Source organism: Levilactobacillus sp. HBUAS70063, assembly GCF_038374745.1.
GTDB lineage: Bacteria > Bacillota > Bacilli > Lactobacillales > Lactobacillaceae > Levilactobacillus.
On the sequence record NZ_JBANSM010000004.1, the window covers coordinates 354678 to 379487 of the forward strand.

23 protein-coding genes and 1 rRNA gene are annotated in these 24810 nt (G+C 53.2%); 20 read left to right on the forward strand and 4 right to left on the reverse strand.

The window, feature by feature from the left end; all coding sequences use genetic code 11:
• Positions 1–737 precede the first annotated feature (737 nt).
• Positions 738–5036 carry a leucine-rich repeat protein gene (locus V8I28_RS08485; protein ID WP_341779681.1) on the forward strand — a complete coding sequence of 1433 codons (4299 nt, stop codon included), beginning with the start codon at positions 738–740 and terminating at the stop codon, positions 5034–5036.
• Positions 5037–5390: 354 nt separating this feature from the next.
• Here the strand turns inward: V8I28_RS08485 and V8I28_RS08490 are convergent, their stop codons facing one another.
• Positions 5391–6131, reverse strand: a complete 741-nt coding sequence (locus V8I28_RS08490) for an amino acid ABC transporter ATP-binding protein (RefSeq protein WP_341779682.1) — start codon at positions 6129–6131, stop codon at positions 5391–5393.
• A complete protein-coding gene (locus tag V8I28_RS08495) occupies positions 6124–7578 on the reverse strand; it encodes an ABC transporter substrate-binding protein/permease (protein ID WP_445928201.1) in 1455 nt (484 codons plus the stop codon). Before V8I28_RS08495 ends, V8I28_RS08490 begins: the two co-directional genes overlap by 8 nt.
• A gap of 299 nt (positions 7579–7877) precedes the next feature.
• Between V8I28_RS08495 and V8I28_RS08500 the strand changes: the two genes are divergently transcribed.
• The 16 genes from V8I28_RS08500 to V8I28_RS08575 all read left to right on the forward strand — a co-directional run bounded on the left by V8I28_RS08500 (position 7878) and on the right by V8I28_RS08575 (position 21471).
• The gene (locus tag V8I28_RS08500; RefSeq protein WP_341779684.1) at positions 7878–8615 is read left to right on the forward strand and encodes a YebC/PmpR family DNA-binding transcriptional regulator; all 738 of its coding nucleotides are present in this window, start codon (positions 7878–7880) and stop codon (positions 8613–8615) included.
• A 150-nt stretch (positions 8616–8765) separates the two neighbouring features.
• The gene (gene comGA / locus V8I28_RS08505; RefSeq protein ID WP_341779685.1) at positions 8766–9731 is read left to right on the forward strand and encodes a competence type IV pilus ATPase ComGA; all 966 of its coding nucleotides are present in this window, start codon (positions 8766–8768) and stop codon (positions 9729–9731) included.
• A gap of 37 nt (positions 9732–9768) precedes the next feature.
• Positions 9769–10722, forward strand: coding sequence for a type II secretion system F family protein (locus V8I28_RS08510; protein ID WP_341779686.1), 954 nt, complete (start codon positions 9769–9771; stop codon positions 10720–10722).
• Positions 10719–11018, forward strand: a complete 300-nt coding sequence (locus V8I28_RS08515; RefSeq protein ID WP_341779687.1) for a prepilin-type N-terminal cleavage/methylation domain-containing protein — start codon at positions 10719–10721, stop codon at positions 11016–11018. The genes V8I28_RS08510 and V8I28_RS08515 overlap by 4 nt, the downstream gene beginning before the upstream one ends.
• Positions 10996–11487 carry a type II secretion system protein gene (locus tag V8I28_RS08520; protein ID WP_341779688.1) on the forward strand — a complete coding sequence of 164 codons (492 nt, stop codon included), beginning with the start codon at positions 10996–10998 and terminating at the stop codon, positions 11485–11487. The genes V8I28_RS08515 and V8I28_RS08520 overlap by 23 nt, the downstream gene beginning before the upstream one ends.
• Entirely contained in the window at positions 11432–11647 is a 216-nt protein-coding gene (locus V8I28_RS08525) for a hypothetical protein (RefSeq protein ID WP_341779689.1), read from the forward strand. The genes V8I28_RS08520 and V8I28_RS08525 overlap by 56 nt, the downstream gene beginning before the upstream one ends.
• Complete coding sequence (locus V8I28_RS08530; RefSeq protein ID WP_341779690.1) at positions 11640–12071, forward strand: prepilin-type N-terminal cleavage/methylation domain-containing protein; 432 nt, start codon at positions 11640–11642, stop codon at positions 12069–12071. Before V8I28_RS08525 ends, V8I28_RS08530 begins: the two co-directional genes overlap by 8 nt.
• 289 nt (positions 12072–12360) lie before the next feature.
• Positions 12361–13380, forward strand: coding sequence for a class I SAM-dependent methyltransferase (locus V8I28_RS08535; protein WP_341779710.1), 1020 nt, complete (start codon positions 12361–12363; stop codon positions 13378–13380).
• 16 nt (positions 13381–13396) lie between these two features.
• Positions 13397–14587 carry an acetate/propionate family kinase gene (locus tag V8I28_RS08540; protein ID WP_341779691.1) on the forward strand — a complete coding sequence of 397 codons (1191 nt, stop codon included), beginning with the start codon at positions 13397–13399 and terminating at the stop codon, positions 14585–14587.
• A gap of 203 nt (positions 14588–14790) precedes the next feature.
• Entirely contained in the window at positions 14791–16188 is a 1398-nt protein-coding gene (locus V8I28_RS08545; RefSeq protein ID WP_341779692.1) for an amino acid permease, read from the forward strand.
• Between the two features lie 179 nt (positions 16189–16367).
• Positions 16368–17216, forward strand: coding sequence for an aldo/keto reductase (locus V8I28_RS08550; protein ID WP_341779693.1), 849 nt, complete (start codon positions 16368–16370; stop codon positions 17214–17216).
• A gap of 16 nt (positions 17217–17232) precedes the next feature.
• Positions 17233–17841, forward strand: a complete 609-nt coding sequence (locus V8I28_RS08555) for a metallophosphatase (protein WP_341779694.1) — start codon at positions 17233–17235, stop codon at positions 17839–17841.
• A gap of 93 nt (positions 17842–17934) precedes the next feature.
• A complete protein-coding gene (locus tag V8I28_RS08560) occupies positions 17935–19332 on the forward strand; it encodes a bifunctional metallophosphatase/5'-nucleotidase (RefSeq protein ID WP_341779695.1) in 1398 nt (465 codons plus the stop codon).
• Positions 19332–20033 (forward strand): YutD family protein, encoded by a 702-nt coding sequence (locus V8I28_RS08565; protein WP_341779696.1) that lies wholly within the window; start codon positions 19332–19334, stop codon positions 20031–20033. Before V8I28_RS08560 ends, V8I28_RS08565 begins: the two co-directional genes overlap by 1 nt.
• 12 nt (positions 20034–20045) lie before the next feature.
• Positions 20046–20840, forward strand: coding sequence for a TIGR01457 family HAD-type hydrolase (locus tag V8I28_RS08570; RefSeq protein WP_341779697.1), 795 nt, complete (start codon positions 20046–20048; stop codon positions 20838–20840).
• Positions 20833–21471, forward strand: coding sequence for a TIGR01906 family membrane protein (locus tag V8I28_RS08575; protein WP_341779698.1), 639 nt, complete (start codon positions 20833–20835; stop codon positions 21469–21471). Before V8I28_RS08570 ends, V8I28_RS08575 begins: the two co-directional genes overlap by 8 nt.
• A gap of 59 nt (positions 21472–21530) precedes the next feature.
• Here V8I28_RS08575 and V8I28_RS08580 read toward each other — a convergent pair whose 3' ends face one another.
• The gene (locus tag V8I28_RS08580) at positions 21531–22202 is read right to left on the reverse strand and encodes a VTT domain-containing protein (protein ID WP_341779699.1); all 672 of its coding nucleotides are present in this window, start codon (positions 22200–22202) and stop codon (positions 21531–21533) included.
• Positions 22203–22300: 98 nt separating this feature from the next.
• Positions 22301–22810, reverse strand: a complete 510-nt coding sequence (locus V8I28_RS08585) for a phosphatidylglycerophosphatase A family protein (RefSeq protein ID WP_341779700.1) — start codon at positions 22808–22810, stop codon at positions 22301–22303.
• Between the two features lie 135 nt (positions 22811–22945).
• Here V8I28_RS08585 and V8I28_RS08590 point away from each other — a divergent pair, with 135 nt between their 5' ends.
• The 3 genes from V8I28_RS08590 to V8I28_RS08600 all read left to right on the forward strand — a co-directional run.
• Positions 22946–23533, forward strand: coding sequence for a peptidylprolyl isomerase (locus V8I28_RS08590; RefSeq protein WP_341779701.1), 588 nt, complete (start codon positions 22946–22948; stop codon positions 23531–23533).
• A 32-nt stretch (positions 23534–23565) separates the two neighbouring features.
• Positions 23566–23955, forward strand: a complete 390-nt coding sequence (locus tag V8I28_RS08595; protein WP_341779702.1) for a CvfD/Ygs/GSP13 family RNA-binding post-transcriptional regulator — start codon at positions 23566–23568, stop codon at positions 23953–23955.
• A gap of 456 nt (positions 23956–24411) precedes the next feature.
• A 16S ribosomal RNA gene (locus tag V8I28_RS08600) occupies positions 24412–24810 on the forward strand; the annotation flags it as partial.

A 24810-nucleotide genomic window follows, 5' to 3' on the forward strand; every position in this document is an offset into this window, starting at 1 on the left:
GCGAGTGAGCCAAATGGGGGTTCGGCCGTGGGAGTTCCTTTAGCGGTGGTTCACGCCGCTTAGGGAACTGGCGTCTTTGAGACGTGGACTATCGGCTCAAAGCGAGGCCGAGACCGCCTTTCAGGCTCGGTCCGCCCACCGCGATCCAACCCCTATTTGGTGAACGGTAAGGCGACCGCTTTCCACTACGAAGTTGTAAACGACTAAACTTAACGCCATGAATTGGACGATAACAATCGTTTTAGTCGATCTCTATCTTTCAACCATTAGGTGCCTAAGCGGGAATGACGACAGGTAACCTTACTAATTAAGCGGACTGTGACATTAATTTTCGAATTGCCGGCAATCACTAAAGATGAACGTGAAGATTAGGGACGTCGTGGTGCTGGTCACGGCGCCTTAATTGATGCCAAATAAGGTTAGCAAATTAGGACAGGGCCTGTTGGATTAGTTAGCAGCTCGGATCATTAGAATAATTAATCGATTTCTTGATTATTGATTGACCTGAACCATGGAAGCGGTATAAAATAAGATAAATTATTTTAACCTGTGAATAAAAAATAAAAATTTAAAATAGCCGTTTGATAAGGTTGAGGGGCAAACTTGGTTGCATAAATAAGAATTAGTTGCACAAATAAAGCGAGTCTTTAAAATAATGTTGAGAGTAAGGGTTCGTCATCTTAATTGCGAGGTGGCGACCGGGTTGGCTAGCCTGGCTTTCGAGAGGAGCAATCACCATGGAAGTTAAAGAACATTACAAGATGTACAAGGATGGCAAGCGGTGGGTTTTTGCCGCGATTACGGTGGCGGCAATTGGTTTGGGGACCGCCTTTAGTCAAGATATCGAGGTTCACGCGGATACGACGAGTGGCTCGACGCCGGTGCAGAACAGTGAGAGCAGTGCCAATCCGAGCACGACGGTAGTCTTGACGTCATCTACGGGTAGTCAGACCACCGAGACCACAACGACGGGTTCGGCGGGGAATGGGACCACCGGAACGGGCGACTCATCGACGGGGAATCAGGCGGATACCGCCACAGGAACCTTGACTGGCAGTCAGCAGGATACGTCATCTCAGGGGACCGATAGTGACACCACGACTACGACGGGTGACGATTCGACCGCCGATACCACGCCTAGTCCAGACAATACCACGGCCGGTGAGACGGCCGGTGATGCCACAGGTGATGCGGCCGGCACGGGCACGGCGACCGAGAAGCCAGCGTCCGGAGCGGAAATTGCGGGAAATGATAGCGGTGCCATTTCGGGCGACACGGGGTCGGCTGGCACAGCTGGTGTCGGTTCTGGGGCAGGTAACGCCGCGCCAGAAGTGTCCGCACCGGCTACCGACGTCGAAACGGCTATCCAGGAATCGGCTAACGAGGAGACGAGCAACAGCGAGACCGCGCCGGCTGATTTGACCAATCCCGCGGGGCTCATGAGTGCTAAGATGTTGTCGGCTGCCGTGACGCCCATCTCTGACAGCAGTATTTTAACGTATGACGTGAACGCGGATGGGTCGGTCACCATCACCGGGGCCACGCAAGACGTCGGGGACACCCTGGTGATTCCATCGACCATCACGGATAGTGCTGGCAATGTGTTGAATGTGACGGCGATTGGCCAGGGCTTCAGTTCGAATTATCCCAACACTCAGAATTTAAAAACGTTAATCATTGAAAATGGGATTACGTCCATCGCCGACAACGCCTTCTCGTATCTGAAAAATTTAAGCACGATTGATCTGAGCCAAAACCGGACGCTGACGACCATTGGAAGTCAGGCCTTCGTGGACGATAGCTTGACCACGCTGGTCTTACCGGATAGCGTCACGACGATTGGGTCACAGGCCTTCGCCAGCAATCCACTGACGAACGTGACCTTCTCTCAAAATCTCCAGACCATCGGCGATATGGCCTTCGAGTATGATCCGCTCACGAGTATTGACCTGGGAAACAGCACGAGTCTGACCACGATTGGCGACCTGGCCTTCTTCGGGTCGCAAGCCAGCTCGCTGACGTTACCGACGAGCTTGGTCACCATTGGCAATCAAGCGTTCGCTTCTAACGCCAACCTGACCAGCGTGACCATCCCCGCTAGCGTGACGACGATTGGCAATGAAGCCTTCTTGCAAGACAGTCAGCTGGCGAACTTGACCTTTGCGGCGGGGAGCCAGTTACAGACGATTGGCGACAATGCCTTTACGTATGACGGCTTGACCAGCGTGAACTTGCCGGCGAGCCTGGTGTCCATTGGCGACAGTGCCTTTGCCGCCAACAGCGCGCTGACGGAATTGACCTTTGCGGCGGACGGAAACTTGACGACGATTGGCGCCCACGCGTTTGAAAATGACAACGGCATCACGACGCTGACTTTACCAGCCAGTCTGACCACGTTGGGGGACTTCGCCTTTAGCACGATTCATGGCCTGACTAGCGTGACCTTCGCTGATGGGACGCAACCGCTGACGATTGGCAACAGTGCCTTCATCTACGATACGGGGCTGACCAGCGTCACGTTGCCGGCCAATCTCACGAGCATCGGCGATCAAGCCTTCCTGTCGGCCACGAGCCTACCGACGATTACCTTCCCAGCTAATTTGGTCAGCATCGGCAAGAACGCCTTTACCTATGATCAAGCCTTGAAGAGTATCGATCTGACGGGAGCCACGAGCCTCACCACCATTGATAAAGGAGCGTTTGAGTATTCGGGCTTAACCGGCAATCTCGTGCTACCGGCTAACCTCACCACGATTGGCGATCTTGCCTTTGCGGGGGATAATCTCACGGGTGTGACGCTCAATGAACAGCTGCAGAGCATTGGGGCCAGCGCCTTTACCTACAATATGTTGACCGGTTCGGTGATTCTGCCAGCAACCCTGACCACTCTGGGCGATATGGCATTTTACGGCAATCAGTTGACCACGGTCAGTGTGCCGACGACCGTCACGCAGATTGGCGATAACGTCTTTAGCTATAACCGGATTAGCCAACTGACGGCGGGCAGTGGGACAACGAACTTGGCCCTGAACCAGAACGCATACGCCTTTGTCAATCAATCCAACCTGACGCTGGCCGACCTGTTCACCGTGGACTTGGGCGGCGTTACCCTGACTCCGGAAAATATCAGTGGATTGACCGGTGGGGTGACGTTGGCTAGCGATGGGACGTTTAACATTCCCGCGGGGCTGGACCAATTTACCTTCAATTGGTCGGTACCGACCGCTTCGACGACCTATACCGGGCAGTACCAAGTCGTCTTGAACAATCCGGACATTAAGGTCTTTAATTCCACCATCTTCTACGGAGACACGTGGACGCCGGCCGATAACTTTCTGAGTGCTGTGAACTCGGATGGCTCCGACCTGGCCCTGAGCGACATTACCGTTACGGCCGTCGATAGCCAGGGAAATAGTGTGGACTTGGATGCCCTGACCAGCAAGGCCGGGACGTACCAGGTCACTTACAAATCGGGGAATAATTCCGCCGTGGCCCAGGTCACGGTGGCCAAACGAACGGCCAATTACACCATCACGGGGAATCAGACCGTCACCTACAATGGTCAAACGCCAACGCTAGACATGGGGGATTTCTCGGTCAGCTTGACGAATGAATTGCCTTACACGCTAAAGGACGGGGACCTGACGCTGGCCTACACGGACGCCGATGGTAACCAGGTCTTGTTGAATGCGGATAATGCGGCGGACTTTGTCAATGCCGGAACCTATGACGTCGTGGTCAATCCCGCGGCTTGGGAACGGCTAAATCAAGAAACGCCGGCACTGGCCAATTACGACTGGTCGGGTTCCAAGTCGATAGCCACCCTGACGATTGCACCGGCCGTACTCAATGTGACCGTTGGCAACCAGACCATGGTTTACGGCGGTCAGGAACCGACGCCGACACTCACGGTGACCGATGCCAACGGCAATGTGGTGACTGATTCGGGCCTGACGGTAACGCGGGCTGCCGGCGATAACGTTGGAACGTACGCTTATCAGGTGTCTGGTTTGACTAGTAATTACACGCTGGGTAGCACGTCGATTGGTGCCTTGACGATTACGAAGTTACCGCTGACGGTGACGGTGGGAAGTCAGACGATGGTCGCCGGGACCAAGGAACCGGCCACGATTCTCACCGTCGTGGATGGCAACGGCAATCCGATTACGGATTCTGGTTTGACGGTGACCCGTGATCCGGGCAATGAGGTGGGCACCTACCGCTACCTCCTGGACTCGGATCAGTTGAACGCCAACTATGAAGTGACTCAGACTAACCTGGGAAGCTTGACGATTACCGCGGCCGCCGAGACCTTGACGGGGAGCGATTACACAATGACGGTGGGCGATGCCGCCCCGACCGCGGCCGACTTTAAGGCGACTGCTACGGATAGCAACGGACAACCTGTAGCCAGCGACCAGATTACGGTGGACCTCGGTAACGTCGATTTGACGCAACCGGGTAAGTATCAAGTGACGCTGAGCTACGGCAACGCCCAGCCGGTAACCGTCACGTTGACCGTGGTGGCGAAGACCACTGGCGGTGGTAACGGCGATGGGGGGAATTCCGGTGGCACCGACCCCGTGGACCCTGTAGACCCCACCGATCCAACAGACCCCACCGATCCGACTGATCCGGTCAAGCCAACCGACCCGTCAACGCCGAAAGATCCCGACAATATCCATCACGAGGTCATTAGTGATGGGGGGACTGGTGCCAAGGTTCAACCGGGGATCGATGTGACCATCACGACGGCAACGCGGGTACCCCAAAATCTCGTGTCGAGTGGGTCTGGCGCCCATATCCAGGGCCAATCCGGTACGCTGCGGACGGCCGTGGCGTTAGGGACTCAGCACAATGGGCATGCGGCGCAGACGGTCACAACGTCTAAAGCCACACCAGCTGGCCATCAGGCGGCTCGGCAGGCAACCACGTTACCACAGACCAATGAGGCTTCCACATCTGGGTGGTCCATTCTGGGCCTGATTCTGGGGGGCTTGGGTCTCCTCGGATTCCGGAAGCGTCGGCAAGACTAAGGCCCTTCGATGGACTGTTGAGAGCTTTAAAATGTAAATGCGCGACAAATAGGGGCTCGGATGATGATCCGGGCCTCTATTTGTCGTGGGTTCGTGGTGCGGTCAGTTTGAGTGATGAATCGGCTAGATTTAAGGCTTGCGGCGGGTTGGCTGATGGCTGTTGATGAGATTCCACGAATGACAAGGCGGCCAGTTCATGCCAAACAATCTCGGTCAAAGCTAAAGATTGGGTTAAATCAACCGGTATTTTGCAACAAAAACCGCGAAAAAAACATTGGTAAGAGTAGGGGGCTAAAAAAGCGGGCCGCTCAAAACTGAGCGGCCCGCCAAGGCAATCGACTATTTAAATTGAAACTACATCAGAATCTTGGATAAGAAGTCTTGAGCCCGTTCGGTTTGGGGATTGCCAAAGAATTCTTCAGGCGTGTTGTTTTCCTGAATGTAGCCATCGGCCATGAACCAGACACGGTCGGCCACGGACTTGGCAAAGCCCATTTCGTGGGTGACCACGACCATGGTCATGCCTTGTTGCGCCAGTTCCTGCATAACGTTGAGCACTTCGCCGACCATTTCGGGGTCTAACGCCGAAGTGGGTTCATCGAAGAGCATGACCTTGGGATCCATCGCCAGGGCCCGGGCAATCGCCACCCGTTGGGCCTGCCCGCCGGAAAGGCTAGTTGGGAAGGCATCGGCGTGGTCGTCCAAGTTGACTTGTTGGAGCAGTTCGTGGGCCCGTTTCGTGGCATCGGCCTCACTGACACCCTTGACCTTCATTGGCGCTAACTTGATGTTTTCCAGCACCGTCATGTTCGGGAAGAGGTTGAAGTTTTGGAAAACCATCCCCATCTGTTCCCGCAAGGTGTTGACCTTCTTGGTGTCCAGCGTGGTTAAGTCTTGGCCGTCGAAGTCAACTTCACCGCTCGTTGGCGTTTCCAATAGGTTCAAGCACCGCAAGAAGGTACTTTTCCCACCACCAGAAGGTCCGATGACCACGATGACTTGACCCGGATTGACCTGCTCTGAAATATTCTTTAAGACTTGATTGTCGCCAAAGTTCTTGGCTAGATTTTTAACCTCAATAATCGGTTTAGTCATGTTGCATCTTCCTTTCGAAGTGGTTTAAGATCCGTGAGGCGGTGAAGGTCATGATGAAGTATAACACCATGATGACCGCGATAGGGGCGACCCCTCTGTAAGTGTCGGACCGGACAATGTTGCTTTGGAAGATCAGTTCGGAGACCCCAATGATGGAAACGATGGAACTATCCTTGATCAAGGTAATGAATTCGTTCCCCAATGATGGCCAAATGTTCTTTAGGGCTTGTGGCAAGACGACGTAACGCATGGTGTAGCCACTGGTCATCCCTAGGCTCCGTGCGGCTTCGGTCTGACCCTTGTCCACGGAGTTAATCCCGCCCCGGATGTATTCGGCGATGTAGGCCCCGGAGTTCAAGGAAATGGCAATAATCCCGGACGTTAGCGCGGGCAGGTTGACGATGAGTCCTAAGCCAAAGTAGACAAACATGACTTGAACCATCATTGGCGTGCCCCGGATAAATTCGACGTAGGCCGTGGCTAACCACCGTAAGGCCGTGGCGAAGACGCCACCGTGGGCCATCCGTGCCAGAGAAAGTAAGACCCCGAGGATGAACCCGAAGAAGACGGAACATACCGTGATGATTAAGGTGTATTCAATCCCCTTCAAGAAGGCCTTCCAGTAGTGGAACATGCTGGTGTTGACGGTGTTGGTCTTTAAGTATTTCCCAGCAGCGGGCAGGTAATCCTTGTTGACCAGGTTTTGCTTTCTAATCTGATCGACGGACTTGTTGGCGGCGGCGACCAGGGAAGTGGACCCCTTGGCGAAGGCCACGGAAGCACTGGTATCGGAGGCGCTCAGATCAAAGTGACTGGGAATCATGGCTAATTCCTTATTGTTGGCCACGTAGGCTTGGGCCGATGGCTTTTCCATGGCGACCCCTTGGAGCTTGTGGCTTTGCAGACCGAGGATTAAGTCGGAAACGGAGGTCATCCCCTTGACGGTCGTGCCGCTGGTCTGCTTCTTGGATTCGTTGTACATGGTGGAACCGGTTTGGGCCCCAATGGTTTTGCCCACGAAGGAGTCCTTGTCTTTATAAATCCCTTTGTCACTCTTGTTGATGACGATGCTGTACCCACCTTGATAGTAGGTATGGGTGAAGTCTACGTTCTTCCGCCGAGCGGGCGTCGGGTTCATCCCGGAGATGACCATGTCGACCTTACCCGTTTGCAGGGCGACTAGTAGAGAGTCAAAGGACATGGACTTAACCACGAGCTTGACGCCCATATCCTTGGCGATCTTCTTCCCGACGGCAACGTCCATCCCGACAACTTGACTCTTGCCGTGAACGGTTGCTTGAAATTCATAGGGCGGGTAGTCGGGCGAGGTCCCCATGACCAGCGTCCCCTTCTTTTGGACCTTTGCCAGCGAATTGTCGGCGGCTTGAGCGATTGTCGTGGTGGCTGTCCAACCAGCAACCAGCGCCATCACTAATGCGATGGCCATAATTAATTTATTTTTCATAATGGCTTGCTCCTCTATCTGTGATGATAACTCCGAGTATAGCTGGTCTCGTGTATTTATACAAGTTTTGTTTTGATAAATTTGTTTTTATACATAAATTATTCAATTAAAATTCGCTTACATCCCCGATTTAAAGGGAAAGGTGAAAATATTTATACATTTTGATTGAATAAGTGGTTTTTAAACGCTTAGTAATTGATTGAATGGGGAGTAAGTGCTAACATGTATAGTGTCTGTTTTATACGGATATATCTATAAAATTTTAGAAAAGAGGAGTTACGATGTCAGGACATTCTAAATGGCATAACATCCAGGGCCGGAAAAATGCTCAGGATGCAAAGCGTGGAAAAATCTTCCAAAAAATCTCACGTGATTTGTACCAAGCTGCAAAAGCAGGTGGTCCTGATCCCGACGGTAACCCTCAACTTCGTTTGGAAATGGACAAGGCGCGGGCAGCTAACATGCCTAAGGAAAACATTAAGCGGGCTTTAGACAAGGCCTCTGGTGTTGGTGGCGCTAAGTTCGAAGAAATTACCTACGAAGGTTACGGTCCAGCAGGGACAGCGATCATGGTTGCTGCTTTGACGGATAACAAGAACCGGACGGCTGCGGCTATTCGTTCTGCCTTCACGCACCATGGCGGCTCACTTGGTGCAGCGGGTTCCGTTTCATACATGTTCGACCGGAAGGGTTACATTGTAATCCTGCGTGATGGTTTGGATACGGATGAAGATACGATGTTGATGGATGCTTTAGATGCCGGGGCGGACGACATGGAAACCACGGATGAAGAATTCAAGATCTACACGGATCCTTCGAGTGAAATCGCCGTACGTGACGCTTTACAAGATAAGGGCTACAAGTTGGACACCGCTGAAGTTCGGATGTTCCCTCAAAATACAACTGAAGTACCAGAAGCCAAGGCTTCCCAGTACCAAGGTTTGATTGACGAACTGGAAAACAACGACGATGTTTCCGATATTTACGAAGCAGCCGTCTTACCTGAAAGCGTTGAATAAGCGTTTTTAACCCCATAAGATGAGTCGATGAACTCGCTACCAGGCGTTGTCTGGTGGCGAGTTTTTATATAGGCTGAAAAAATTTGACAAATAAAAAAATAAAGGCGTCTCTTTTCCGGAGTTAAGTGAAAAGGGCAGGAGATGACGCGTATGATTAAGGATTTTGTTAGTGAACTGCTGATGGCGGCCGTTCAGCAACGGATCAGTGATATCTATATTTTGCCAGAGAAGACGGGCTATCAGATTCGATTACGTCAGTTGGGAGCCGTCTCTGTTTGGCGGCGCATTACGGCCGAGCTGGGAGCGCAGGTGATTACGTATCTTAAGTTTCAGGCCAACATGGCGGTGAGCGAGAATCGACGGCCACAGGTTGGTGCCTTGACCTGGCCGGGTGAGCCGCCCCTGGAACTCCGATTCTCTACGGTGGGCGACTACGCCGGTAGAGAATCGCTGGTGATCCGCGTGATTTATCCCTACCACACCGGTCAGATGGCCTACTTGGACCAAACGCAACCGGCCCAGCTCGATCGGCTCGCCGCCAAACGGGGCCTGCTCTTATTTGCGGGGCCCACCGGTTCGGGCAAGACGACCACGATGTATACGATTGCCAGTCGGCTAGCCGCGACCGCCACCGTTTTGACGATTGAAGACCCGGTCGAGATTAAGACGGACAGCTTCATCCAACTGCAGGTGAATGCCGCGGCGGGGATGAGCTATGAAGCCCTGCTCAAGGTCGGCCTGCGTCACCGCCCGGACGTCTTCATCATTGGGGAAATTCGCGATCAATTGACGGCCCAGGCCGCCGTTCGGGCCGCTCTCAGTGGGCACCTGGTCTTGAGTACGGTTCACGCACAGACGGCCAGTGGGAGCGTCTCGCGACTGGCAGAGTTGGGCGTGTCGTTAGCTCATCTCCGCCAAGTGCTCACGGCCAGCTGTTATCAGCGCTTGATTCCCCGGGTTGCGCGGACGCCGGCGGTTTTACTGGATATCTTGACGGATCAGGCACTATGGCAGACCACACGGACAACCACAGAAAGGTGGCGCAACACCCTTGAACAAGCCAGGCAGCAGCAAGTTATTTCATTGGAAACGGCTCGGCAATTCCGAGCGGGGTAGGTGGTCGTGGGCCACGCAACAGCAATTTTGTCAGCTTTTGGCCGACCAATTAGCGAGTGGCTTTTCTCTCCGGCAGGCGTTACGTTTCAGTCAGCTGGCCGGAAGCGGATTGCCGCGGAGTGTGGCGGCCATCGAGGACCAGCTGTTGCGTGGTCAGGCCTTTGTCCCATGTTTAGAACCTTATTTGCAGGCCAACGTTTATTTTCAATTGCAGGTGACGACCACCCACGGCAATCTGGCGGCAGCCTTGCAGCGAAGCGCGACCCTATTAGGCCTAATGGCCAGCCAGCGCAAACGCCTCGTGCAGCTCCTCATGTACCCCCTGGGCCTTTTGGTGGGAATGGTGGGCTTGCTAGTCACGTTAAAATTTGGCGTGCTCCCGCAGTTACAGCAGGAAATTGTCGCCCAGCCGGTGCCGGTGGGACGGTGGCGTCAACTTTATTTAGAAGTCGGCTTCGGCTGCGGTGGCCTACTGAGCGGTTATGGGATCTGGCGTTGGTGGCGACAGCAGACCCATCTGAAATTAGCCGGCTGGTACCTGCGTTGGCCGGTGGTGGGGCGTATCTTTCGTGCCTATTATGCGTACTACCTGAGCGCGAATCTCGGTCAATTGCTGGCGAGTGGCTTGAGCGTTAAGCAAATGCTGACGGTGCTCCAACAATTACCGGACCGTGCGCTCCTCCACCAGTTGGCCGATACGCTGGCCCAGCAACTTCAGGCCGGTGAGTTACCGGTCGGATGGCTGCGACGGCAACCATTCATTCCCAGCCAACTCGTTATTTTGTTGCAAAAGGGCCAGACACGCGACCAGTTGGCCCGTGAGCTGGTGGCCTATAGTCAGCTCCGGTACCGCGAATTGGTGCGCCTAACCGAACAGGCCTTAGCGTTGGTGCAGCCCATCTTACTGACGGTCGTGGCCCTGCTGATTGTCGGCGCGTATCTCAGCCTCCTGCTGCCGATGTATGCCAACCTACAAGGAGTCTATCAATGAGTAAACGGCGCGGTTTTACCTTAGTTGAAATGACCATCGTGCTCTTCATCATTTCCTTGCTGGTGCTGATCATCTTACCCAACCTTAACGGGCAACGGCACCGGGCCAGTGGCATTCACCAGCACGCGATGGAGACGGTGGTGCAGGGGCAGGTGACGGCCTACCTGGAGGACCATCAGTCCGTAGAACACGTGACGTACGCGGCGTTGGAGGAGGGACGGTATTTGACCGCCCAGCAGGTGAAACAGGCCAAGCAGGAGGGCATTAAAATCCATGATGAACGGCCGACCAGTTAGTCCCCGGCACGGGTTTACCCTCTACGAAACGTTGGTGGTGCTCCTGATTGTGGCGGGATTGGCCACGCTGGTTGGTTTTCAAGCGGTGGCTCAGCGGCGTGCGGCGGCCGAACAAGCCTTTTGGCCCGCTTGGCAACAGTTGTGGACGGCGGGGCGCCAAGTCGCCTTGGCCCGCCACGAGACGGTCGGTATCTTTGTGGACCGGCAGACGGGGGAGGTCACCTTGGCTTCGGGTCGGCCCCGCCGCGTCTTTCGTCGGTTGACGCCACCGCCCGGACTCAAATGGGTGGATGGCAAGACCGGTTGGAGCATCTCGCCGCTGGGAAATTCGGCGGCCTTTACCATGGAGTGGTACAGCACCACCCACCGCGTTTGGTGGTATCAGACTTTTCAGTTGGGAGGCGCCTTAATCTATGTGGAAGCAACCAAAATTCGTCGTCAGCCGGCGGCACGGCTGGCTTCTCCCTGATGCCCTTCTAGCGTTAGGGATTGTCGCACTGACCCTCGTCATGGCGCAACAGGCGTTAGTCGTCACGCAACGTCAGGAGCAGATTCGGACGGCAAAGCTTCGGCAGGTGCGTGCCCGCCATGACCGAGCCCTGTTAACCTGGGCGGCGACTAATGGTTAAGCGCCAGGGGTTTACGCTAATTGAAGCGTTGATGGCCTTGATCATCGCCACGGGCATATTTGTACTGGCTAGTGGGGTCGATCGGCAAATTTTACGTCCGCTCAAGCACGATCCCATCGCCTGGTATCAAGCGGTCAGGGTCCTTGAACAGCCCGGACGATACCGCGCCATCAGCATTGATCGCCAACAGCTCAATCTCATCGACACGCACCAGCACAATAAGCCCGTGGCCGTCTGGGTCGACGCCAAGCACGTCTTGCGGCTGACTAACGCCGACCATCAGGGGTATTACCCGCTGTTGCGGCATGTGACGGCCGTCCAGTGGCGGGCGACCCAGTATCCCGGCCTGGTCCAATTACGTCTTAAACAGGAGCAATTATCGTGGCAAACCACCATTCTCGATCTTCGCGGAACGGCTTCTTGACGCTGTGGGCGCTGTTCTTCTTGGCCAGCGTGAGTCTTATCCTATTATTAGTTCTGGCCGGCCAAGCAGCCAGACAACAGTCGACCCTTGAACTGATTAAAGCGTACAATCGTTCGACTTCACAAATAGAACGGTCCCTTGATTCCCCCCGACAACCGTCGAATAGACTACCTAGAACGGTAAAACCCGGAGATTCGCCGCAAAGATTGCTTGAATAACACCGGAAAAATCGGTAGTATAGATAACGGAAACGTTGAGTCATGTAAATTTCACAAGGAGGCGAAGCGTACTGTCACAAGAACAGACTGAAGCGCTCTTCAAGGTCCTGGACGAATCGGCCACGACCTTGCAAGCAGCGCTAAGCACATCTTATCTGGATGCGTTCATTGAGACGGGAGATAACCTGCTTAATGGTCAAGTTCAGGTGGAAGATGGTCAGCCGGACGAGCAAACGGCGGCGAAATTAACCAAGCTGTACGCGCAAGTCGACTGGCAAAGTGACGATGCCGAAACGGTTCGCCGGGCGATTCAATTAGCCATGCTCAAAGCGATTCGGGTGGATGAAATTCAGGCGAATCACCAACTGACGCCGGATACGATTGCCTATATCATGGGCTATCTGGTGACCCGGCTGGAGAAGGGCAAGTCCGAGTTAACCGTCACCGATTTAACGGTCGGCACGGGTAACCTACTGACGGCGGTCCTGACGCAGTTAAAAGCGGTAGTCGCTGGTGATATCAAGGCGTACGGGGTGGACAACGATGATACGATGTTGGCCATCGCCCAGACCTCTAGTGATCTCCAACGGATACCGATTGAACTGATTCATCAGGATGCGTTGGAACAACTGTTGGTCCCAGCTAGCGATCTGATCGTGGCGGACCTGCCGATTGGTTATTATCCAATTGACGCGAACGCCGCGAATTATCAGACTCATGCGGCCGAGGGCCATTCATTCGTGCATCATTTATTGTTAGAGCAAGCGCTTAACCAGTTAAAGCCCGGGGGCGTCGGTGTCTTCCTGGTACCTTCCCAACTCTTCCAGACGGAGGAAGCGAAGGGCCTGTTGAAATGGTTGGCGGGCAATGCCTATCTACAGGGATTGCTGAACCTGCCTAGTGAGCTCTTCATGAATGTTAACGCCCAGAAGGCCATTCTGATTCTTCAGAAACCAGGCGCTGGTGCCAAGCAGGTTGAACAAGTAATGTTGGGTGAGTTCCCATCATTTAAAGAACAATCAGCATTTCAAAAGTTTGTTGCGGAGATCGTCCAATGGGAAGAACAAAACCTGCTGACGGACCGCTCATAAAAGGAGAAATTACCAAATGGGAAAATCATTAGCAATTAACGCCGGAAGTTCTACGTTAAAGTTCAAGTTATTCCAAATGCCAGAAGAACAAGTCATCGCTGAAGGGGCCATTGACCGGATTGGTCTGGGCAATTCTTTAGTTGAAATCAAGTATGGCGATGGCGAAAAGTACAAGACGCATGAAGATGTGAACGATCACAAGGAAGCCATCCAATTAATGTTGGACCAATTGACCGAATTGAAGATTATCACGGACTTCAACGAAATCACCGGGATCGGACACCGGGTCGTTGCCGGTGGTGAAGAGTTCAAGGACTCCGCCGTAATTGATGACGATGTTTTACAGAAGATTAAGGACTTGGCCGAATACGCACCCCTACACAACCCGGCCGCTGCCATGGGAATCGAAGCCTTCAAGAAGATCTTGCCTAACGTCTTGAGCGTGGCAGTCTTCGATACGTCCTTCCACACGACCATGCCAGAAGTCAACTACATGTACGCGATCCCTTACGAATACTACGAAAAGTACGGGGCTCGTAAGTACGGGGCCCACGGGACGAGTCACCGTTACGTGGCACACCGGGCTGCCGCAATGTTAGGCAAGCCTTTGGAAGACCTGAAGTTAATCACGCTTCACATTGGTGCCGGTGGGTCGATCACTGCAATCAAGAACGGTAAGTCTTACGATACGTCCATGGGCTTCACGCCGCTGGCCGGTATCGAAATGGCAACTCGTTCCGGGGATATCGATGCTTCCCTGGTGGCTTACTTGATGGAGAAATTACACATCGAAAAGCCAAGTGACATGATTAATATCTTAAACAAGAAGTCCGGTTTGGTCGGTGTGTCCGGTGTTTCTGCGGATATGCGTGAACTGGAAGCCGTTCAGGACAAGAATCACCGTGCTAAGTTGGCACGGGACATGTTCATCAACCGGATTGTCCGTTACGTTGGGTCTTACCTGGCTGAATTGGGTGGCGCGGACGCCATCGTCTTCACGGCCGGCGTGGGTGAAAATGATATCATGATCCGGCAAGAAGTTGCCGACAAGTTGAACTACTTCGGTATCGCCGTTGACCCCGAAAAGAACGATATTCGTGGTGTTGAACGTGACTTGAGTGCCGCTGGTTCTAAGATTAAGACGTTGCTGATTCCAACCGACGAAGAGTTAATGATTGTTCGGGACATCGAACGGTTACGTAAATAAAACGAGTCAAACATCCCATCACATTTCTGATGGGATGTTTTCTTCATCTTGAGGTGAATAATTATCATGTAAATGGTTTTAAGTTGAATGATATTCGTTCATACCGGGCTTTAACGCTGTTTAGTTAGTCAAACTAACCAGCGCTGGTACTGGCATCGGCCATTCAGATGTGTATAATATATTTCAACAAAGGGGCGATTAAGATGAAAGAAAGTCAATCGAATAACAACCAGGAATTTTCGCGAGGGTTGCAGAGTCGCCACGTCCAACTGATTGCTCTTGGGGGAACAATCGGGACGGGACTCTTCTTGGGTGCCGGCCAATCCATTCATTTGGCGGGGCCATCCATCATTTTGGCCTACTTAGTGACCGGGATCATGTGTTTCTTACTGATGCGGGCACTGGGGGAACTCCTGCTCTCCGATCTTGAGGTGCACTCTTACATTGATTTTATTAAGCGTTATTTAGGTGAAAATATGAGTTTTGTGGCCGGCTGGACCTATTGGATCTGCTGGATCACCATTGCCATGGCGGAGGTTACGGCGGCCGGTCAATACATGCAGTTCTGGTTCCCACATTTACCGTCGTGGGTGACCGCCTTGACGTTACTTGCCATTCTACTCGCATTGAATTCCGTCACAGTTAGTGCCTTCGGTGAAACGGAATTTTGGTTCGCAATTATTAAGATTGTCGCCATCGTGGCGTTGATCCTAGCCGGCGCCTACATGGTGGCCGTCCACTTCCCAACGCCAGCCGGACACGCCAGCGTGACCAATCTGGCCAGTGGGGGTTTCTTCGCCAACGGTGCCAAGGGCTTCTTCCTATCCTTCCAGATGGTGCTCTTTAGCTTCGTGGGGATTGAAATGGTGGGGATGACCGCCTCCGAGACGGCCAATCCCAAGAAGGTATTGCCCAAGGCGATTAACGAAATCCCTATCCGGATCATCCTGTTCTACCTGGGCTCCTTATTGGCGCTGATGTGCATCTACCCTTGGCAAGCCGTTTCGCCAACCAGCAGTCCCTTCGTTCAAGTTTTCAAGAACGTGGGCATTCAGTCGGCGGCGGCCGTCATCAACTTCGTGGTCTTAACGGCGGCGGCTTCGGCCTGCAACAGCTCGCTGTTTACCACCGGTCGGATGCTGTTCTCACTGACGTATGGCGGCAACGGTCACTTTGCCAAGCACATGAGTACCCTGTCACGGGCGCAGGTGCCGACGCGGGCGTTACGCTTTTCAACGTTGATTATCGCCATCTCCGTGTTCCTGAACTTTATTATTCCGGGCCACGTCTTCGCGTTTGTCTCCAGTATCGCCACAACCTGTTTTCTCTTCATTTGGGCGGCAATCGTGGTTGCTCACATCAAGTACAAGCGGCAACAGACCGTCTTGGAACGGCGCAACGGGGCGTTTAAGATGCCATTCTTCCCACTGAGTGACTACTTCATTCTGGCCTTCCTGGGCATGGTGGCTATCGTGTTACTCTTCAGAGTGGACACCCTGATTGCCCTGGTTGGCTCCATCGTCTGGTTGGTCGGACTGAGCATCGGTAAGCGTCTGCGTGATCGCCGGGTGGCGGATAGTGTCATGGATTCCGATAAATAAGCGTCTCAAGCGAAGGTCGCGGCGAAAGTCGTGGCCTTTTTCGCTTACCCAGCGGCGCGACGTTTTTAGTGAGAACCGGGCCAGCGAAATTAGGCGTGAAGTGCTACGATGGGAGTAGTGAGTTTTTTACCGCATTCGTCGGTTAACCGGCGAGTAAAAAATAAAAATGGGGTGTTGAGATGCAACAAGTAAAGATTGCCGGGCGCACGGTGCCCGCTATTGGCATTGGAACGTGGCACATGGGGGATCGGCCCGCCCAACGCGAGACGGAGATTGCCGCGATTCAGGCGGGGATTGCCGCCGGTGCGCGGGTGATTGATACGGCCGAAATGTACGGTTCCGGTCGCGCGGAAACACTGGTGGGGGCGGCCTTACAGCCTTATCAGCGTGAGGACCTCTTCTTGATTTCAAAGGTGCTCCCCGAAAACGCGTCCCGTCAACGCATGGAAGCAAGCCTGGATGCCAGCCTGCAGCGGTTACGGACGGATTACCTGGACCTCTACCTCTATCACTGGCGCGGCAGTGTGCCGTTGGCCGAAACGGTGGCCGAGCTCCAGCGGCTTCAACAAACCGGAAAGATTCGGGCGTGGGGCGTTTCGAACTTCGATATCGCCGACCTCGAGGAACTCTGGCGATTGCCCGGTGGTGATCAGGCAGCGGCCAACGAAGACCTCTATCACTTGGGCAGTCGGGGGCTGGACTATGCCGTCTTGCCGTGGCAACGTGACCATCAGCTGCCGCTAATCGCTTATTCGCCGATAGCGCAGGGGGATTCCTGGGGCCAGCAGTTGACGACCAACGCCACGGTCAAAGACATTGCGCTGGCTCATCAGGCGACCGTCTATCAAGTGCTGTTGGCCTGGGTCATTCGCCAACCTCAGGTACTGGCCATCCCACAGACGAGTTCGGTGGCCCACATGGAACAGAACCTGGCGGCGGGGGACTTGAAGTTATCCGCAGCCGAATTGGCGACCTTGGACCAGCAATTCCCGCGGCCAACTCATAAGGAACGGCTGGATATTATTTAAATGAAGGAGTAACGCTATGCAATATTTTACGTCGGACACGCATTTCTTCCATAAAGACCTCTTGGGGATGAACGACTTTGCCCCGCGACCGTTCGCTAACGTGGAGGAAATGAATCAAACCATCATTGATAACTGGAATGCCCGGGTGGCGCCCACGGATACGGTCTATCACTTGGGCGATATTGCCCTGTACTTCACGCGGCCAGCCATCAAATCCGATGAGGCCGTGGCGAACGTGCTGTCGCAATTGAACGGGCACCTGGAGTTAATCAAGGGCAATCACGATAGCCGGGCACTCTTCAAGTATCTTGCGGCCCACAATCCGGTGGATCACGGCCAGGAGAAATACGCCTTCCACGATGTCGGGGCGCTGATTAAATACGATCATCGCCAGTACTACATGACCCACTATCCCATGATGCTGGGAATCGTGAAGCAGATCATCAACTTACACGGCCACATTCACCACTACGCCGTGCCGGTCAAGGAGAACATCAACGTGGGAGTGGACACCCCGGAGACCCGTTATCTCAAGGAACAGGTCCCGTTTGGAACGCCATTTTCCACCAGTGAGATTGAAGAAATGGTGACCGGCAAGGCCCAGGAATTTAAAGACAAACAATAGGGGCTGATTGACCGGTCGAATGGGTATTGCGCTTGACCGCGGCCCCTTGATGCCGTAGGATTAAACACAGTATTAAGAGGAGCGAAAGAGAACATGGAACAGATTACCATCCTGCATACCAACGACCTGCATTCTCACTTCGAGAATTGGCCACGGATTCGGCGGTATTTGGCCGCCGCTAAGGCCAGCGCTCAGGCGGCAGGGCATACCGTGTATACCTTTGACCTGGGGGACAACATGGATCGGGTCCATCCCGTGACCGAGGCCACGAACGGCCAGAAGAACGTGGCGTTGATGAATCAGATTGGCTACGATGCGGTGACGATTGGCAATAACGAGGGTCTAAGCTACATGCGTGCCCAGCTGGACCACCTTTACGATTACGCGAATTTTCCGGTGGTATTGGGCAATCTACTGACCGCGGACACGCACGAGCAGCCAAAATGGGCGGTCGACCATCGTCTGTTGACAACCAAGGCGGGCACTCGGGTTCTGGTGTTGGGACTGACGGCGCCTTACCAGTTGACGTATCCGTTGGCGGGATGGTTGCCAATCGGGGTGGAGCAGGCGCTGACCCAACTCCTGGCGACCTATGCGGCGGACTTCGACGTCTGCGTCCTGTTGTCTCATTTGGGGGTTGACGTCGACCGGCAGATTGCCAAGCGCTATCCGCGGGTCAACGTGATCATTGGGAGCCATACTCACCATTTATTCGTGAATGGTGAGCAGGACCATCACAGCTTGTTGGCCGCGGCCGGTAAATTTGGCCGGTACGTGGGCAAGATTGAGCTGTCGGTGGACGCCGCCCATCAGGTCAAGGCGGCCACGGCGAGTGTCGTGGAGACGGCTACGTTGCCGGAAGATCCGGCGGATGCCGCCGAAATTCAAGGCTTGCGGGAGCTGGGAACGGACATCCTCTCCGAACAGCGGGTGGCCGATCTGCCGGTCGCCATGGAAGCCGACCTGACCGGACAGCCGCGGCTGGTCCGCGAGGGTTTGCACGCGATTGCGGAGTACGCCGGCACGCAGGCGGCCATCTTAAACGCCGGGCTATTTCTGGAGGATCTGCCCCGCGGCGTGGTCAATCAGAATCAGCTCCATCAGATTTTGCCACACAACATGCACGTCATGACGGTCACCCTGAGTGGCTATGACCTGTGGCGGCTGATTCAGGAGTTCGAGTTGGCCCGGCTGTTCTTGCGGCATTTCCATCAGAAGGGGATGGGCTTTCGGGGCAAAATCTTTGGGGAAATCAACTACCTGGGGATTGCTTACGATGCGCAGACCCATCAGGTGACCTGGCGGGGTGAGCCGCTATCGCCGACCCGACAGTACCGGATTGCGGTGCTGGACCATTACCTATTTATTCCATTTTTCCCGACAATTTCGATTGTGGGTCAGAACCACATTTTATACCAAGATCTCTTGCGGGAAGTGTTCGCGCAGTATCTCAGCAAGCACTATCCGCTAGAGAAAGACGAGAAAGGATGATGACGGTGGATCGCAAAGATTTAGAAGCACTGGTTGCTGAACAACGAGAAAGCCGGGAACCGGCGGCGGAGGTCGTCCGGGTGGATGAAACTCACCTGACCATCAACGGCCACCCCTATGAAGTGGTGGCCAACGTTCGGGATGGGTTTGATTTTACCGAATTTTCTCGCCGTTTCAGCACCATTTTGAGCAAATTTGACTATATTGTGGGTGACTGGGGCTTTGAGCAGTTGCGGCTAAAGGGATTCTATGCCGAAGACCGTGCCGGAGCGAAGCAAAACCAGATCGACGCGGTGCAGGACTACCTCTATGAATCCTGCAACTTTGGCTGTGCCTACTTCATTCTGCACAATCTAGACGTTAAGGCGGCACCGAAGCCGCGGCGGAGTCGTTCCCGACGGCGGAATGGCAATCGTTCATCGCAGCAGAATTCAACGGCTAAGACGCAAAATAAATCACAGAATCAACCGAAGAAACAGACGGCCGAGCAGCCGACGCCAGCCGGCGCTAAGGCCTCGACCGGCAATGGCAATCATCGGCGGCGCTCCCGGCATTCTCGCCGGCGGAACACGACTCATCCGTACACCGAGGAACGACGCACGGCGGTGCAACCCAAACAGGATGCGGCCAAGACGGTGACCATCGCCACGGGTGGTCAGGGTCGCCGTCACTTTACCATTCGGCAGAAAAAAGAGAATTAGGGAGAAGTTGCCATGAAAAATTATCAAGCCTACCTCATCGACTTGGACGGGACGGTGTATGCCGGCAGCAAGCGGTATCCGAAGGCGCGGGCCTTTGTGGAACGGTTGCAGGCGGCCCACGTACCCTTTAAATTTGTTACCAACAATACGACCAAGCTGCCCGTGGACGTGGTCGCTAACTTAGCGGACAACCACGATATCCACGTGATGCCGGACAATGTCTATACGGCCGGACTGGCCACGGCGGACTTCCTGGACAAGCGTGCCGGGGCGACCGGTAAGCGGACGGTCTACGTGGTGGGTGAAATTGGATTGAAGCAGGCGTTGACGGCCAAGGGCTTTACGGTGGATGAAAATCATCCGGAGTACGTGGTCGTGGGTCTGGATAGCGACGTGACGTATGAAAAATTCGCCAAGGCCATTCTAGCCATTCGGAGCGGGTCAACCTTTATTGGGACCAATTCGGATTCCAACATTCCTAAGGCGCGCGGCCTCATGCCCGGTGCCGGGGCGTTGGTTGATCTGGTGCGGTATGCGACTCAGACCGAACCGATCTTTGTGGGGAAGCCGGAACCGATTATTTTGCAGAACTCTCTGGCTTTGATGGGGATTGCGCCCGACCAGGCCCTGATGGTGGGCGACAACTACCAGACGGATATTCTGGCCGGCATTCACGCCGGGGTGGATACACTGCTGACCTATACCGGGGTATCCACGCCCGAGCAGGTGGCTCAACAGGCAATTCAGCCAACCTATACGGTACCCGACCTCGCCCATTGGGATATCGAGGTGGGGCCAATTGACTAGGTGGCAACGCGGTGTCGGCTTAACGGCCTTGATTTTACTGCTGTTAACGCTGAGTATTTTTTTGACGATCAATGCGGTGTGGCTCTATCGACTGGATATCCATTGGCTGAATATTAGTCGGACGGTGCAGATGCCCGCGCATAAGATTATGCACAATTACTATCAGATGTTGGGCTACCTGGAATTACCCTGGGTGACCGATCTGAAGATGACGGATTTTCCCACATCCTTTACGGGAATGATTCATTTCCACGACGTAAAACGGTTATTCTTGTTGAATAACGTGGTGCTATTATTGAGTCTTTATCCGGCCGGATGGTATTTTCGGCGGTTAAAGCGACTGCAGGAACGGTGGCGCTTGATTCGTCCGATGCAGGTGGCAACGGTTATTCCGGTGGTGTTGGCGGCTATCATGGCCGTGGACTTCAACGATTTTTTTATTGATTTTCACAAGCTCCTCTTCCGGAATAATGACTGGTTGTTCGACCCGGACCTGGACCCGATTATCACGGCCCTGCCCGATACGTTCTTTCTCCACTGCTTCATCATGGCCTTCGTCTTGTTTGAGGCGGGCCTGCTCTGGCTGTACTGGCTGGGACGGCGGTCGTTTAAGCATGTGGGGGAAGATTGATCAAAAAATAATCAAAAAAATGGTACCGACATCGCTGTCAGTACCATTTTTAATTCGATTTAATCGTCTTCCGGAACCCGGCGAGGTGCTGGGTGGGAAGGGTGGCGGCCCCGTAACCAACCGACGATGGCGGGAATCAGAGAAATTACGATAATTCCCAGAACGACGGCCGAGAAGTGGGCCTTGACGAACGGAATATTACCGAAGAAGTAACCTCCGCCACAGCAGATGAAGACCCAGGTCAGTGCCGCACTCACATTGTACTTGAGGAAACGGCGATAGGGAAACTGGGAACCGGCCGCGGTGAAAGGCACGAACGTCCGAATGATGGGCATGAAGCGGCCCAGGAAGATTGCCAGTGGCCCGTGCTTTCTGAAGAACTGCTCGGACTGGGCGAGTTTATCCTTATTGATGAGCTTACCGAACCAAGAATGATTAGATAGCGCCGCACCAGCACGACCACCCAAGTAGAAGTTAAGCGAATCACCAGCGATTGCGGCCACCAGAAAGATGGCGACAAACAGCCAAATGTTTAGGCCGTAAGCTGGATTGGCGGCCAGGGCAGCCGCGGCGAAAAGCAGTGAATCCCCTGGTAAGAAGGGCAGAATCACGGCGCCAGTTTCCACAAAGACGATGGCAAATAAGATCAGGTAGGTGGACCCACCGAACGTATTGACGATATTGACCAGGTGATCGTCGATGTGGAGAACAAAATCAATTAAATAGGCCATTTAGGTGCTCCTTAGTAGTTATTTGATGATACCCACATTGTAGAAGTTTTCCATCTCAATGTCAGCAGGTCCGGCGAAGCTTAATGAAATTGTGATAATTATTTGAACGGCGTATCTTGCTCGTCGGCATCGTCGTGAGCCAGTCGCGCGGCACCCGCAGCGGCAATCGCACCGACCAGATCGTCGAGGAAGGTGTGGATGATGCCGGGTTCGTGGGCGTTTAATTTGGCGAGAATCCCGGGCTTGGTGCGATCGATGTAGCCGTAGTTGGTGAAGCCAATCGATCCATAGAGGTCCACGATGGACAGCGCCATGGTTTCATCGACACCGTAAAGGCCTTCGTCACGTTCGACGATGGTTTGCAAAGGTTCCATGAGCGCGTGGTGTTCGGCAGCGATGTCCAGTTGAATCCCGGTAATCACGGCGTTTTGGACCTCGCGTTTGTTGAGAACGGTTTGTACGCTATGCAGGGCCATCTCTGGGGTTAAATCCTTAATGAAGGCTTTTTGTAAATAAACGACCAGATCGGCAATGTCGGTTAGTTCGACCCCACGTTCGTGAAGGAGATCAATCGTTCGTTGACCGTAAGCAGTAGTTGGTTTAATCATAATGGTAAAAAACATCCTTTCTTCATAATCATGAGGTACGTCTAGTATAGCACCAGTGACATCAGTTGCATTTTTTCTCGTTGGCGGTGATAATAGACAATTAGATAATGTTTTGAAAAGATATGGAGGATAATTATGACAAAGTTTCCACAAATTGATTTGGCTAACGCCAGGGGTCCACAAGTAACGATTGAAACGTCCATGGGGACCATTCAGCTGCAACTCTTCCCCGAACAAGCACCAAAGACAGTTGAAAACTTTGTAACGCACGCTAAGGCAGGCTACTACGATGGGATGACGTTCCACCGGGTTATTCCTAATTTTATGATTCAGGGTGGCGACCCAACCGGCACCGGGATGGGTGGCGAAAGTATCTGGGGCCAGCCATTTGAAGATGAGTTCTCACCAGAGTTGTACAACTTACGGGGGGCTTTATCCATGGCCAACGCCGGTCCAAATACAAATGGGAGTCAGTTCTTTATCGTTCAAGACAAGGATATGACCGAACAGATGCAGAGTCAGATGAAAGACGCCGGTTTCCCCGAAGAGATCGTGCAGGCTTACAAAGGCGGGGGGACCCCTTGGCTGGACTTCCGACACACGGTCTTTGGTCAAGTGATGACGGGGATGGATGTGGTCGATGCCATTGCTGCCGTGAAGACGGATGCCAGTGACCAACCAACAACACCGGTGACGATGGATAAAGTGACGGTCAGCGAGTAGTTCACGCGCGGTACACAGAGGGAGGTGTGACGATGGCATTTAGAATTGGTCAAAAAGTTACAGGTCGGATTACGGGGATTCAGCCGTATGGGGCCTTTGTCAGTCTTGGTGGTCACCGTCAGGGCCTGATTCATATCTCGGAATGTCACTGCGGCTACGTCAAGGATATCCACGATTACTTGAAGGTCAATCAAGAGGTCAACGTGGTCGTACTCGATATCGATGAGTTTACCGGTAAGATTAGTTTGTCGCTACGGTGCTTGGAGCACGTGGACTTTGGTCCGGAGCCGGACGAACATCAGCACCGCCATTACTGGACGAATCATCGCATCAATATTGGGTTTAAGCCCATTGCGGACCGTTTAGATGGGTGGAAAGCGGAAGCCCTACGCAATTTGAATCAGGAAAAAGCATCCTCGTAATGGGGGTGCTTTTATTTTTTAAAAAAAGACTTGACCAATGGGTGGATGATTGATAAGATATTACCTGTTGCTGTTTGAGACGGCCAATGCATAAATAACAAATTATTGAATAGTCATACAAATTTGAAATTAATGCTTGACGAGTTAAACCGCAACTGATAGAATGATTTATGTTGTCAAGACGCGTTCTGAGCGTCTTCCGAGGCTTCCAAGATGTTGAATAAATATTCAAGAAGTTGAAAAAAGATGTTGACACGGTTTTGACATCATGATATGATGATTAAGTTGATTGCTTCGGTAATCGCTTAGGTAGACCTTTGAAAACTGAACATTGTTTCGACAAACCAAATATGTGTAGGGCGGTTTGAATTTATTCAAACCCAAACAATATTTGCGAAGTCAATTCGCTTTTAAAAATGTAACAACAATCGATGAGCTATTCAAGCACATCATCTATAAGATGAGAGTTTGATCCTGGCTCAGGACGAACGCTGGCGGCATGCCTAATACATGCAAGTCGAACGAGCTTCCGTTGATTGACGTGCTTGCACTGATTTCAACATTGAAGCGAGTGGCGAACTGGTGAGTAACACGTGGGTAACTTGCCCAGAAGCAGGGGATAACACTTGGAAACAGGTGCTAATACCGTATAACAACAAAAACCGCATGGTTTTTGTTTGAAAGGTGGTTTCGGCTATCACTTCTGGATGGACCCGCGGCGTATTAGTTAGTTGGTGAGGTAAAGGCCCACCAAGACAATGATACGTAGCCGACCTGAGAGGGTAATCGGCCACATTGGGACTGAGACACGGCCCAAACTCCTACGGGAGGCAGCAGTAGGGAATCTTCCACAAT